This window comes from Streptomyces sp. NBC_01116, assembly GCF_041435495.1.
Classification (GTDB): Bacteria; Actinomycetota; Actinomycetes; order Streptomycetales; family Streptomycetaceae; genus Streptomyces.
In genome coordinates, this window is the sequence record NZ_CP108644.1 from 7,578,496 (window position 1) to 7,591,514 (window position 13,019).

The following is a 13,019-nucleotide window of genomic DNA, read 5'->3' on the forward strand; positions in this document are numbered from 1 at the left end:
ATGAGACGCACCCGCATCACCGGCATCACCGCCGGACTCGCCCTCGTCGCCGTCGCGGCCGCCACCGGCGTGAGCGCCCTGGAGGAGGACGGGAAGACCACCGTCACCGCCTACTTCGAACGCGCGACCGGCGTCTACGCCGGGTCCGACCTGCGCATCCTCGGCGTCAAGGTCGGAACCGTCGCCTCCGTCGAGCCCCGCGGCAAGGAGGTGAAGGTCGTGCTGCGCCTCGACCGCGGCATCGACGTCCCCAAGGACGCCCACGCCGTCGTCGTCGCCCCCAGCCTCGTCGCCGACCGCTACGTCCAGCTCGCCCCGGCCTACGACGGCGGCCCCCGGCTCGCCGACGACGCCGTCCTGCCCGCCGCCCGCAACGCCACCCCCGTCGAGGTCGACGAGCTCTACGCCTCCATCACCGAACTCTCCACCGCCCTCGGCCCGAACGGCGCCAACGCCGACGGGGCGCTCGCCCGGCTCCTGGACACCGGGGCGAAGAACCTCGACGGCAACGGCAAGGCCATCGGCGACTCCATCGAACAGTTCGGCAAGGCCACCAAGACGCTCGACAGGAGCAGCGGCGACCTGTTCGACACCCTGGCCCACCTCCAGACCTTCACCACCATGCTCAAGAAGAACGACGGCAACGTCCGCAGCGCCGAGCAGCAACTGAACACGGTCACCTCCTTCCTCGCCGACGACAAGAAGAACCTCAGCGCGGCCCTCAAGGAACTCGGCACCGCGCTCGGCCAGGTCAAGGCGTTCATCGCCAAGAACCGCGGCGCGCTCAAGAAGAACGTCGAGGCCCTGGTGCCCGTCACCCAGGCGCTCGTCGACCAGCGCGCCTCCCTCGCCGAGGCGATGGACACCCTCCCGCTCGCCGCGGGCAACGTCCTGAACGCCTACGACCCCGCCCACCGCACCCTCAACGGGCGCGCCAACCTCAACGAACTGTCCATGGGGGGACCGCTCGTCGACCCCGGGGCCGCCTCCGCCACCGGCCGGCTCACCGGCCTCGCCCCCGTCGACGCGACCCGCCGCAAGGCCCTGCCCGTCCTGCCGCTCCCGGAGGTCGGCACGGTCTACGGCACGCCCGAGAAGCAGCCCGGCGGAAAGCCCGGCAAGCAGTCCGGCAAGCAGTCCGGCGAGCAGAAGGGGGCGCGACGATGAACGACGACGACCGGCGCAGACCCGTCGTACGGGCCGCCGTCGCGGCCGTGGCCCTGCTCGCCACCGGCGCGCTGATCGCCCTGGTCGCGGTCCGCCCCGACAGCCCCTCCTTCACCGGCATCGAACAGATCCCCCTGCCCGGCGGCGCGGACCTCGGCGACCGGCCGTACGAGGTCACCGCCGAGTTCGGCGACGTCCTCAGCCTCGCGCCGCAGTCCTCGGTCAAGGTCAACGACGTGGCCGTGGGACGCGTCACCAGGATCGCGCTGGCCCCGGACGGCTGGCGGGCCCGGGTCACCATGCGGGTCAACGGGAAGGTCGAGCTCCCCGCGAACTCCTACGCACGCCTCGAACAGTCCAGCCTGCTCGGTGAGAAGTTCATCCAGCTCGCCCCGCCCCCCGAGGGCACCGCACGCGGATCGCTCGCCGCCGGCGGCCGCATCCCGCACTCCCGCACCAACCGGAACCCGGAGGTCGAAGAGGTCTTCGGGGCCCTGTCCCTGCTCCTCAACGGAGGCGGCGTCAACCAGCTCAAGACCATCACGACCGAACTGAACAAGGCGCTCGCCGGGCAGGAACCGCAGGTCCGGTCCATGCTCGACCGGGTCGACACCCTCGTGACCGATCTGGACGCGAACAAGGGCGACATCACCAGGGCCCTGGACGGCGTCAACCGCCTCGCCGCCACCCTCGCCACCCGCAAGCAGGACGTCGGCACGGTCCTCACCGGGCTCAGCCCCGGACTCAAGGTCCTGGAGAAACAGCGCGGCTCGCTGCTGACCATGCTGCGCTCCCTGGACACCCTCTCCACCGTGGCCGTCGACACGATCAACCGGAGCAAAGCCGACATGATCGCCGACCTCAAGGCGCTCGCCCCGACCCTCAAGGCGCTCGCCGACTCCGGCCAGGACCTCCCGAACTCCCTCCAGGTGCTGCTGACCTACCCCTTCACGGACGAGGTGCTGCGCGGCGTCAAGGGCGACTACCTCAACGTCTACCTGGACGTCACGGCCCTGCCCGGTACGCAGATCATCCCCGCGCTCACCCCGGATCCTCCCGGAATCCCGCCGCTGCCCCCGGCCGAGGGCGAGGGCGCGGCGGCCCGGGGCGCGCTGCCCCTGCCGCTCCCGCTGCCCGCCGTGTCGGGAACGCCGAAGCCCGGCGCCTCCGGATCATCCGAGCCCGACGCGCCCGGAACGTCGGAGCCGGACACCTCCGGGACGCCGAAGCCGGAGAAGGAGGCGACACCGTGATCACCCTCGCCATCCGGCTGAAGAACCTCGCCTTCCTCGTCATCGCCACGCTGGTGCTCGGCTACCTGGGTGTGCGGTACGCCGATCTCGGCCACTACGTCGGACTGCGCGGCTACTACACCGTCACGGTCCAGCTCCCGCAGACCGGCGGCCTGTACACCCACTCCAACGTCACCTACCGGGGCGTCTCCGTGGGCCGGGTCGGCCCCATCGAGCTGACCGAGGACGGCGTCGAGGCCGAACTGCGGATCGAGAAGGACGCACCGCGGATCCCGGACAGCCTCACCGCCGTCGTCGCGAACCTCTCGGCGGTCGGCGAGCAGTACGTCGATCTGCGGCCCACCCGCGAGGACGGACCCTTCCTGGGCAACGGCTCGGTCATCGACGAGGCCGACACCACCATCCCCGCGCCCCCGACCGACGTCCTCACCAGCATCGACGACCTGGCGGGCAGCGTGGACCTGGAGAACCTGCGGACCGTCGTCGAGGAGTTCGGGGCCGCCTTCGAGGGGCGCGGCGACGACCTCCAGGTCCTGCTGGACACCAGCGGCGACTTCATCGAGGCCGCCGACCAGGCCCTGCCGGTCACCACCCGGCTGATGGCCGACGGCGAGCGCGTCCTGCGGACCCAGGCCGAACAGGGACGGGCGCTCAAGGGCTTCGCCTCGGGGGCCAGGGAGCTGGCCGCCGAACTGAAGGGCTCCGACGCCGATCTGCGCCGCCTCATCGCGACCACCCCGGACGCCGCCGTCCAGATCAGCGTACTGCTGCGCGACCTGGATCCCGCCTTCGGCGTCGTCGTCGCCAACCTCCTCACCACCTCGGAGGTCGCCGTCACCCGCCAACGCGGCCTGGAGGAACTCCTCGTGAAGCTGCCCGCCGTGGTCGCCGCCGGGTCGAGCGCGGTCGACGACGACGGCGCCCGGTTCGGGATGTCCGTCACCTTCTTCGAACCGCTGCCGTGCACCGCGGGCTATGGAGGCACGGTCTACCGCAACGGCCTCGACACCTCGGACGGACCCGCCGTGAACACCGCCGCCCGCTGCACCTCCTCGCCCGGCACCGGCATCAACGTCCGGGGCAGCGCCAACGCCCCCAAGGGCGGCCCGGTGCCGAAACCGGCCGTTCCGGGCTCGATGAAGCTGCCCGGCGCCATGAACGGCGGGTCCGCGACCGTACAGCCGCCGACCGAGGGCATGGCCGGGCTGCTGGGTCTGGGAGCCGGCTCATGACCCCCCGCGCCCGACGCCGGGCCGGCTGGGCCGTCCTGCTCGTCGCCGCCCTGCTCTGCGGCCTGGGGGCCTGGTCGTACGGGCAGGCGCGCGGTGACCGCACTCTGTCCTACGCGAAGGCCCGCGACACGGCCCTGGCCGACGGCAGACGGCACCTGGCGACGCTGAACAGCCTGGACGGAGAGAACGCGCAGCGGGTCGACGACGGATTGCGGGCCTGGCTCGACTCCGCCACGGGGACGCTGCACGACCAGCTGAAGCGGACCCGGAGAGCCGACGCGAAGTCCCTCACGACCGCGGGCGACACGGCCCGGGGCAAGGTCACGTCGGCGGCGCTCACCGCACTGGACGAGCGCACGGGCACGGCGGAGCTGATCGCCACCGTGGACGTCGAGGTCACCCCGCGCTCCGGCGCGGCCGGCACCCAGCGCAAGCGGTTCGGGGCGACCCTCGCCCGTACGGCCGACGGCTGGAAGATCAAGGCGCTCACAGCGATCGGAACGGGCGGCGGCCGATGAGACCGCGGGGAGGAACGGCGACGATGCAGAGCGACACGGTCCTCGATCCCGACGTGGACCAGGAAGCCGGACCAGCGGAGACGGTTGACCCGGACGGAGCGGCGGACGTACCCCGCCGCCGGTGGCCGCGCGTCCTCGGCGCACTTCTGGCCGTCGCGCTCATCGCCACGGGCGGCGTCCTGTACGCCGAGGGACGCCACCTGCGCGACACCCCGGCCACGGCTAACCGGGCACTCACCGACGCGGAGGCGACCACCCGCGTCACCGGTGACGTCAGCAGCGCGCTCGGGAAGATCTTCTCGTACGGTCCCGGGGCCACCGCCGTCACCAGGTCGGCGGCGAAGGAGGTCCTGGCGGGCAAGGCGCTCCAGCAGTACGCGGCGCTGTTCGGCCAGGTCGAGCGGCAGTCCGCCGACCAGAAGCTGACGCTCACCACCGAGGTCGTCCGGGCCGGGGTGACGCGGCTGACCGGCGGCAGCGCCCACCTCCTGGTCTTCCTCGACCAGGTGTACGAGCGCCGGGGCCGCGCCCCCACCACCGCCTCCGCTCAGCTCACGGTGACCGCCGAACTGCGCGACGGACGCTGGTGGATCGTCGGGATCGGCTCCATATGACGGCGGGCCGGAGGCGATGGCGCACCGGTCCGGTTCGGCAGGCAGGGGAGAGGCAGCACATGGCACGGCAGCGGACGGCCCAGCAGGACACGGAACGGCAGGACACGGCACAGCGGGACACGGCACGGGAGAGCACGGCGCCGGCGGGGACGGTACGGGCGGGGACGGTACGGGCGGGGGCGAGGAATCCGCTGGTGATCGTCGCGCTGGCCCTGGCGGTCTGCGCTGCCGGGGCGGCGGGCTGGGGCGGCCGGCTGCGCTACGAGGCCACGCACGACGACGCGGCGTCCTTCGCGCGGACGCGGGACGACGCACTCGCGGCGGGCGAGCAGGCGGTGCAGAACATGAACACCCTGGACCACCGCTCCCTGGAGAAGGGGCTCGACAGCTGGGAGCAGTCCACCACCGGCGATCTGCACAGCCAACTCGTCGACGGACGTGACGCGTTCGCCGAGCAGATCGCCGCGGCCAAGACGGTGAGCACCGCGAAGGTCCTCTCCGGCGCGGTGACCGAACTCGACCAACGGGCGGGCCGGGCCGGGGTGATGGTGGCCATCCGGGTCACCGTCACCGCGCCGAAGAGCGAACCGGCTGTGAAGGAGAGCCGGTTGCTCGGGAGCCTCACCCGCACCGCCGACGGGTGGAAGCTCAGCGCGCTGGGCCAGGCACCCGTCGGCGGCACGGGCGGCTGACCTCGCCCCCGCCCGCCCGCCCCCGCCGCCCGCACGCCCCGGAGAGGACCCCGCTCATGTCGACGACCCGTCACCTCGTGAACCGCCGCCGCCGGCTGGCCACGACGCCACCGCGCCCGCCGGGGGCCGAGAGCGATCCGGCACCCGAACAGGCCACCGCCACCACCGAACCACCGCAAGCAGCGGAGAGCACCGCTACCGATCTCGACACCGACACCGACACCGACACCGACACCGAGACGGAGACCACTGCCGGGTCCGACGCGGGTTCCGACACCGCCCCCGACGCCCCGGCCAACGCCCCCCGCGCCCGGGCATCCCGCCTGCGGGTCGGACTCCCCGCCGTGCTCTGCGCCCTCACCGTCCTCCTCGGAGCCTTCGCCGCCTGGGCGTTCGCCTCGGCCGACAGCCTCCGCGACGAGCCCGCCCGGCAGAACACGGCGCTCACCGACATCGGCCGGACCAGTGAGGTGAAGGGCCGGATCAGCGAGGCGGTCGGCGCGGTGTTCAGTTACGACTACGCCTCGCCCGCCCGGTCCGACCGCGCCGCGAGCACCTATCTGACCGGCCGGGCCGTGCAGCAGCACAAGGACATGCTCGCCGACGTACGGGAGCAGGCGCCGAAGCAGAAGCTCGTCCTGACCACCACCGTGACCGAGAGCGGGGTCGAGTTCCTCGACGGCGACCGCGCCCGGCTGCTGATCTTCGCCGACCAGAGCAACACCCGTACCGGCAAGGACGAGGAGACGACGTACGCGGCGGCCATGTTCGCCGTGGACGCCGTCCGCCGCGGGGACACCTGGCTGATCGCCGCCATCGACACGTTCACCCGCTGAGCCCCGGAGAGGGGAGTGGAGTCCAGATGAGCTTCAACCGCACGGTGCGCCGACGGCTCGGCACCACGGCCACCGCCGTCGCCGCGATGACCGCGCTCACCGCGTCCCAGGCCCCGGGGTTCACGCCACCCGTGCCCCGGCAGGGGAAGGCGGCGTCCTCGGACGACGTCGTGTGGAGCGAGGTGCCGGGCGACGACGTCTACCACACGGAGTTGCCCCCGCTGCGGTCCCCGAAGCCGCCCGCACCTCTGAAGCCCGGGGCGAAGCCCGATCCGCTCGTGGCCCGCACCTGGTCCGAGGCGGGCATTCCGGCGACCGTGCTGGCCGCCTACCGCACGGCCGAGAGCGCGCTGCGCCGCGGCGACCCGGGCTGCGGGCTGCCGTGGCACCTGCTGGCGGCGATCGGCAAGGTCGAGTCGGGCCAGGCGTCCGGCGGGCGGATCGACGCCCGGGGGACGACGCTCACCCCGATCCTCGGCCCCGCGCTCGACGGCAACGGCTTCGCCCTGATCCGGGACACCGACGACGGGGCGTACGACGGCGACCGCGCCTACGACCGGGCTGTCGGGCCGATGCAGTTCATCCCCTCGACCTGGGCGTCCTGGGGTGCGGACGGCAACGGCGACGGCCGCCGGGACCCGAACAACATCTACGACGCGGCGCTCGCCGCGGGGCGCTACCTCTGTGCCGGGTCCCGCGATCTGACCCGCCGCGCCGACCTGGACCGGGCGATCCTCAGCTACAACCGGTCCGACACCTACCTGCGGACCGTGCTGTCCTGGCTGGAGTTCTACCGCGGCGGCAGCCATGCGGTCGCCGACGGCGAGGGCGTCCTCCCGGCCAGCCCGGGCCCCGGCGGGAAGACCCCGCCCAGGGCGCCGGTCGGCGGGCCCGGCGCGCCGGAACGTCCCGGCAAGGGCGACGGAGGCGTCGTCGTCGGCCCGCAGCCCACCCGGCCGCCGACTCCGACACCCACCCCTCGCCCCACGGGCCCCGGTTCACCGAGCCCGAGCCCCGACCCGACGGACTCCGGCCCCACCGACCCCGGCCCGAGCCCGAGCCCCGACCCGACCGACCCGGGCCCCACCGACCCGGGCCCGAGCCCCAGCCCCGACCCGACGGACCCCGGCCCCACGGACCCCGGCCCCACCCCCTCGCCCGACCCCGGCGAGACGGGCCCGGGCTGCCCCGACGGCACCCCGTCACCGTCCCCGTCGGCGCCTTCTCCGAGCGAGGAGACGCCGGGCGGCCAGGGCGAACCCGGCGATCCCTGTGCGCCGGGCGAAGGGGCCGGTGGCTGAGCCCGGAGCCCGGTACGGTCGGCGCGTTTCGCACCAGGCCCGGCACAAGCGCTCCGGGGGCCCGGATAGGCGCATGGCCGGAAATGCTGAGGCCGGAAATACTTAGGTGGGATTCCGTTTACGGCGGGTACCCGGGATGGCGAAGGCCCGCAGCGGCCCTTCACCATTCTGGGAGGGAAACAGTGATGAAGAAGGTATTCCTGGCCGTGGTTTCGGTTTCTCTGGGGGCGACCGCACTCGTCGGATGCGGCGGAGAGAAGAGCGGCGACGAGGCGTTCGGCGGAAAGAGCGCGGATACGATCGCGGCGGACGCGGTGAAGGCGACGCGCGACGCGAAATCCCTACGCGTCACGGGCAACGCGCGACAGAAGGGCGGGAACGAGATAGGTCTCGATTTCCATGTCGACGATCAGGACCGGTGTACGGGCACGATGACCGGCCGGGGCGCCAAGGCCGACGTCCTCCAGGTCGGCCAGCAGGTCTATGTGCGCGGTGACAAGAAGTTCTGGCAGAACTCCCTGCAGGGCAGGCCCGGTACCGACGGGGCGATCGAGCAGTTGCAGGACAAGTGGGTGAAGTCCGAACCGGGACAGTCCGGCACCGAGGGAATGTGTGACAAGCAGGCTTTCCTGGCCTCGCTGGACAGCGACAAGTCCGAGCGGAAGGGATTGAAGAAGGGGGACACCTCGGAAATCGACGGGCAGTCGGTACTGGCCCTGGAGAAGAAGCAGCCGGGTGGTGAGAAGATCACCATGTATGTCGCCACCGAGGGCGATCCCTTTATCCTCAAAGCGGTCACCGAGGGCGGAGACGCACCGGGTGAGATCGTGCTGAGCGATTACAACAAGAAGGTCGACGCGCAGGCGCCGGCCGACGCCGACGTGGTCGACCCGAAGAAGATCACTGCCTGACCGGGAAAGCGAATGACGCGTGAGGCGTGACGCATGACGCCTTTCGTGGGGTGTGTTTCCGACCCCGGCACGCGGAACCCCTCTCCCTTCCCCCGAGAGGGAGGGGGCCGGTGCCGTGGGGAGGAACGCTCCGGGGTCACGCCCGCCCGGGATGGTCGCCCGGCCCGTGGGCCCCGCCGGTCAGGGGGGTGGGTGAGAGATCCGTCCGCTCCTCACCCGGCTCCAACAAGGTGTCCGCGGGACCGACGATGAGCGGATCCGGGGCGCCCACGGCCTTCTCGTCCTTGCTGTCGTAGTCGAAACGCCACAGCAGGCTGCGCATCGCCTCCAGCCGGCCGCGCTTCTTGTCGTTGTTCTTGACCACGGTCCACGGCGCGCACGCGGTGTCCGTGGCCCGGAACATCTCGACCTTCGCGGCGGTGTACTCGTCCCAGAGATCCAGGGAGGCCACGTCGGTCGGCGACAGCTTCCACTGGCGTACCGGGTCGACCTGCCGGATCGCGAAGCGGGTCCGCTGCTCACCGCGGGAGACCGAGAACCAGAACTTCACCAGCAGGACGCCGTCATCGACCAGCATCCGCTCGAACTGCGGGGCCTGCTTCAGGAAGTGCTCGTACTGCTCCGGTGTGCAGAAGTCCATCACGCGCTCCACCCCGGCCCGGTTGTACCAGGAGCGGTCGAAGAAGACGATCTCGCCGGCGGTCGGAAGATGCGCCACATACCGCTGGAAGTACCACTGCCCGCTCTCCCGCTCGGTGGGCTTCTCCAGGGCGACCACGCGCGCCCCACGCGGATTGAGCCGCTCGGTGAACCGCTGGATCGTTCCGCCCTTGCCCGCCGCGTCGCGGCCCTCGCACAGGACCACCAGCCGCTGCCCGCTCTCGCGGACCCACCGCTGGAGCTTCAGGAGCTCGATCTGGAGGAATCGTTTCTCCCGTTCGTACTCCCTGCGGCGCACCCGCCGGTCGTACGGATGGTTCTCCCGCCACGTCTCCAGAGGACGGCCCTGCTCGTCGAGGAGCACGGGCTGCTCGGGGCGCCGGCCGTCGACGGTCAGCCCCTTCAGCAGCTCCGCGGGTTCGGTGTTCCGGCCGTCGTCGGTCATGGTCGTGTCCCCGTTCGCTTCGCATGGTCCGGTGCGGCGGGAGAGGGCCCACCCGCCGCGGATGAGCCCTCTCCCGCACGGGAATCTTCCCCGGAAGCCGCCGGGCATGTCCGAGCCGGCGCGCTGATCCGGGGTCAGCCGCCCGACAGCACCTCGGACAGGTCGAAGGAGACGACCTCCTCCAACTGCGCGTATGTACAGCCGGCGGGGGACCGGTCCGGCCGCCACCGACGGAACTGGGTGGTGTGCCGGAACCGGTCGCCCTCCATGTGGTCGTAGGCCACCTCGCACACCCGCTCCGGGCGCAGCGGCACCCAGGACTGGTCCTTCCTGCCCGACCAGCGGTTCTGCGTCCCCGGCAGCCGGGACCGCTCGTGCGCCGCCGCCTCCGCCCAGGCGCCCCACGGGTGCTCGGCGAACCCGACGCGCAGCGGAGCGAGTTCCTCGGCCAGTTCGGCGCGCCGCTTCATCGGGAAGGCCGCGCAGACCCCGACGTGCTGGAGCACGCCGTCGGCGTCGTACAGGCCGAGCAGGAGCGAACCGACGACCGGGCCGCTCTTGTGCTCGCGATAGCCCGCCACCACGACGTCGGCGGTCCGCTCGTGCTTGATCTTGTACATCGCCCGGGCGTCCGGCCGGTAGGGGAGATCGAGCGGTTTCGCCACGACCCCGTCGAGCCCGGCCCCCTCGTACCGGTCGAACCACTCCCGGGCGACCTCGATGTCCGTGGTGGCCGGGGCGAGGAACACGGGCGCGGACGCTTCCGAGAGCGCGGCCCTCAGCACGTCCCGCCGGTCCGCCTGCCGGGTGGGGAGAAGCGAGGTGTCGTCGACGGCGAGGACGTCGAAGGCGATCAGGCTCGCCGGGGTCTGCTCGGCGAGCAGACGCACCCGGGAGTCCGCCGGATGGATGCGCTCGCCGAGCCGCTCGAAGTCGAGCCGTCCCTCGTGGGCGATGACGATCTCCCCGTCGATCACACAGCGCGGCGGGAGGTTCTCCCGTACGACGTCGACCAGGTCGGGGAAGTAGCGGGTCAGGGACTTGCCCGTGCGGCTGCCGATCTCCACCTCGTCGCCGTCCCGGTACACGATCGCCCGGAAGCCGTCCCACTTCGCCTCGTAGCTCATGCCCGGCGGGATCTTGGCGACCGACTTGGCGAGCATCGGCTTCACGGGCGGCATCACCGGCAGGTCCATGCGCCGATTCTGGACCGCGGCCCCGCCCGTGTCTCCCGATGTGCGGCATATGTGCGACCGGCCTACGGTGGCCGTCATGGGAGCAGCGGTGGAGCTGGACGCGGGCGGACGGGCCGTGAGGCTGTCCAACCCGGACAAGGTGTACTTCCCGGAGAAGGGCTACACCAAGAGGGACGTGGCCGAGTACTTCCTGGCGGTGGGGCCGGGGATCACCCGGGCCCTGAACCACCGGCCGACCACGCTCCAGCGCTTCGTCGACGGGGTCGAGGGCGACTTCTTCTACCAGAAGCGCGCCCCGAAGAACCTTCCCGAGTGGATCCCCACCGCCCGCATCGCCTTCCCGAGCGGCCGGCCCGCCGACGAGATCTGCCCCACCGAGCCCGCCGCCGTGATCTGGGCCGCCAACCTCGGCACCCTCACCTTCCACCCCTGGCCGGTCCGCGCCGGGGACACCGACCACCCGGACGAACTCCGCATCGACCTGGACCCGCAGCCCGGCACCGACTACGCGGACGCCGTCACCGCCGCCCATGAGCTGCGTTCCGTCCTGGAGGACCACGGCGTACGCGGCTGGCCCAAGACCTCCGGCGGCCGGGGCATCCACGTCTTCGTGCCCATCGAGCCGGCCTGGACCTTCACCGAGGTCCGGCGCGCCACCATCGCCGTAGGGCGGGAGCTGGAGCGGCGGATGCCCGATCGGGTGACGACCGCCTGGTGGAAGGAGGAGCGCGGTGAGCGGATCTTCGTCGACTTCAACCAGACCGCCCGCGACCGCACCATCGCCTCCGCCTACTCCGTACGTCCCTTCCCGCACGCCCCGGTCTCCGCACCGCTGCGCTGGGAGGAGGTCGACGACGCCGAACCGCGCGACTTCGACATCGTCACGCTCCCGGCGCGCTACGCCGAACTCGGCGACGTCCACGCCGACATGGACCAGGAGGCGTTCCGGCTCGACGCCCTGCTGGAGCTGGCCGACCGGGACGAGAAGGAGCGCGGGCTCGGCGACATGCCCTATCCGCCGGAGTATCCGAAGATGCCCGGCGAACCCAAGCGCGTCCAGCCCAGCCGGGCCCGCCACGAAGACGGCGACGGCAGCGACGGCGGCGGCGGGACGGCGTGAGCGGGAGCGGTGACCGGCGCGGCGCGCACGGGCGGACCCCGACCCTCCGCGAGCGCTGGGAGGCGTACAAGCACAGCCCGTTCCTCCCCGCGACCGTCCTCGTCCTGATCGTCGCCGCCGCGGCCGGTCTCTTCGCCGGCTCCTACACGTACGCGATGGCCGACCCCACTCCGCACCGCATCCCCGCGGCCCTGGTCACCCGACCGGAGCCGGCGCGCGGCGCGGCGTTCGTCGCCGGCATGGAGAAGGCCCTGGACGCCTCGCTCGAACTGCGCGACTATCCCGACGTCGCCGAGGCCCGCCGCGCCATGGACGAGCAGAAGGTCTTCGCGATCGTGCGCGCGTCCGACGGGGGAGTGGCCCTCGACGTCGCCGGAGCCTCCGGAGCCTCCGTGGCCGAGCTGCTCGGCAAGGCGGGCCTGGAGGTGGGCGAGGCCACCGGGGTCGAGGTCACGGTCCGGGACATCAAGCCGCTCCAGCGGGGCGACCCGCGCGGGCTCGCCCTCTTCTACATCTCGCTGGCCGCCGTGATCATGGGCTTCCTCGGCGCGATCCAGCTCAGCGTGCACGCCCACGGGCTGAACCCGGCCGAACGCATCGCCTTCACCGTCGCCTACGCCCTGCTCGGCGGGTTCGCCATCGCGGCGGCCGTGGACTGGTGGCTCGGGGCGGTGGACCTGCCGTTCGTCCAGTCCTGGCTGATCCTGGCGTTCACGATGTTCACCTCCGGCATGGTCTTCACCATGTTCAACACGTTGATGGGCCGCTGGGCGATGATCCCCACCTGGGGCGTCATGGTGCTGCTCGGCAACCCGTCCTCCGGCGGCGCGGTGTCCTGGCCGCTGCTGCCCTCGGCGCTCGGGCACATCGGCCGCTGGCTGCCGCCGGGCGCCTCCGTCAACGCCCAGCACACCGCCGTCTACTACCAGGGCCACCAGTTCGTCTTCCCGTACCTGGTCCTCGCCGGCTGGGCGCTGGTCTCCTGCACGGTGTTCTGGGTGTGGCGCCACCGACACCCCGGTGGCCGCGCCCGCACGCCGGAGCACGCGGACGCGGCCACCTGAGACCGTTGGA

13 protein-coding genes are annotated in these 13,019 nt (G+C 72.2%); 11 read left to right on the forward strand and 2 right to left on the reverse strand.

Annotation, left to right across the window (positions count from 1 at the left end):
• The 9 genes from OG245_RS33240 to OG245_RS33280 all read left to right on the forward strand — a co-directional run bounded on the left by OG245_RS33240 (window position 1) and on the right by OG245_RS33280 (window position 8,524).
• Entirely contained in the window at window positions 1-1,167 is a 1,167-nt protein-coding gene (locus tag OG245_RS33240; RefSeq protein WP_371627040.1) for an MCE family protein, read from the forward strand.
• A complete protein-coding gene (locus OG245_RS33245) occupies window positions 1,164-2,420 on the forward strand; it encodes an MCE family protein (protein ID WP_371627041.1) in 1,257 nt (418 codons plus the stop codon). Before OG245_RS33240 ends, OG245_RS33245 begins: the two co-directional genes overlap by 4 nt.
• A complete protein-coding gene (locus OG245_RS33250) occupies window positions 2,417-3,652 on the forward strand; it encodes an MCE family protein (protein WP_371627042.1) in 1,236 nt (411 codons plus the stop codon). Before OG245_RS33245 ends, OG245_RS33250 begins: the two co-directional genes overlap by 4 nt.
• The gene (locus OG245_RS33255) at window positions 3,649-4,170 is read left to right on the forward strand and encodes a hypothetical protein (protein ID WP_371627043.1); all 522 of its coding nucleotides are present in this window, start codon (window positions 3,649-3,651) and stop codon (window positions 4,168-4,170) included. Before OG245_RS33250 ends, OG245_RS33255 begins: the two co-directional genes overlap by 4 nt.
• 23 nt (window positions 4,171-4,193) lie before the next feature.
• The gene (locus tag OG245_RS33260) at window positions 4,194-4,784 is read left to right on the forward strand and encodes a hypothetical protein (RefSeq protein ID WP_371627044.1); all 591 of its coding nucleotides are present in this window, start codon (window positions 4,194-4,196) and stop codon (window positions 4,782-4,784) included.
• A gap of 194 nt (window positions 4,785-4,978) precedes the next feature.
• Window positions 4,979-5,476 (forward strand): nuclear transport factor 2 family protein, encoded by a 498-nt coding sequence (locus tag OG245_RS33265; protein WP_371628056.1) that lies wholly within the window; start codon window positions 4,979-4,981, stop codon window positions 5,474-5,476.
• 56 nt (window positions 5,477-5,532) lie between these two features.
• Window positions 5,533-6,312, forward strand: a complete 780-nt coding sequence (locus OG245_RS33270) for a hypothetical protein (RefSeq protein ID WP_371627045.1) — start codon at window positions 5,533-5,535, stop codon at window positions 6,310-6,312.
• Window positions 6,313-6,338: 26 nt separating this feature from the next.
• Window positions 6,339-7,613: a lytic transglycosylase domain-containing protein gene (locus OG245_RS33275; RefSeq protein ID WP_371627046.1), complete on the forward strand. Its 1,275-nt coding sequence runs from the start codon at window positions 6,339-6,341 to the stop codon at window positions 7,611-7,613.
• Between the two features lie 185 nt (window positions 7,614-7,798).
• Entirely contained in the window at window positions 7,799-8,524 is a 726-nt protein-coding gene (locus tag OG245_RS33280; RefSeq protein WP_371627047.1) for a hypothetical protein, read from the forward strand.
• Between the two features lie 136 nt (window positions 8,525-8,660).
• Here OG245_RS33280 and ppk2 read toward each other — a convergent pair whose 3' ends face one another.
• Window positions 8,661-9,629, reverse strand: a complete 969-nt coding sequence (gene ppk2 / locus OG245_RS33285; protein ID WP_371627048.1) for a polyphosphate kinase 2 — start codon at window positions 9,627-9,629, stop codon at window positions 8,661-8,663.
• A gap of 134 nt (window positions 9,630-9,763) precedes the next feature.
• A complete protein-coding gene (locus OG245_RS33290) occupies window positions 9,764-10,825 on the reverse strand; it encodes an ATP-dependent DNA ligase (RefSeq protein ID WP_371627049.1) in 1,062 nt (353 codons plus the stop codon).
• 76 nt (window positions 10,826-10,901) lie between these two features.
• On the opposite strand from OG245_RS33290, the gene ligD reads away from it, so the two are divergent.
• Window positions 10,902-11,945: a non-homologous end-joining DNA ligase gene (gene ligD, locus OG245_RS33295; protein WP_371627050.1), complete on the forward strand. Its 1,044-nt coding sequence runs from the start codon at window positions 10,902-10,904 to the stop codon at window positions 11,943-11,945.
• Complete coding sequence (locus OG245_RS33300) at window positions 11,942-13,009, forward strand: ABC transporter permease (protein WP_371627051.1); 1,068 nt, start codon at window positions 11,942-11,944, stop codon at window positions 13,007-13,009. The genes ligD and OG245_RS33300 overlap by 4 nt, the downstream gene beginning before the upstream one ends.
• Window positions 13,010-13,019 lie beyond the last annotated feature (10 nt).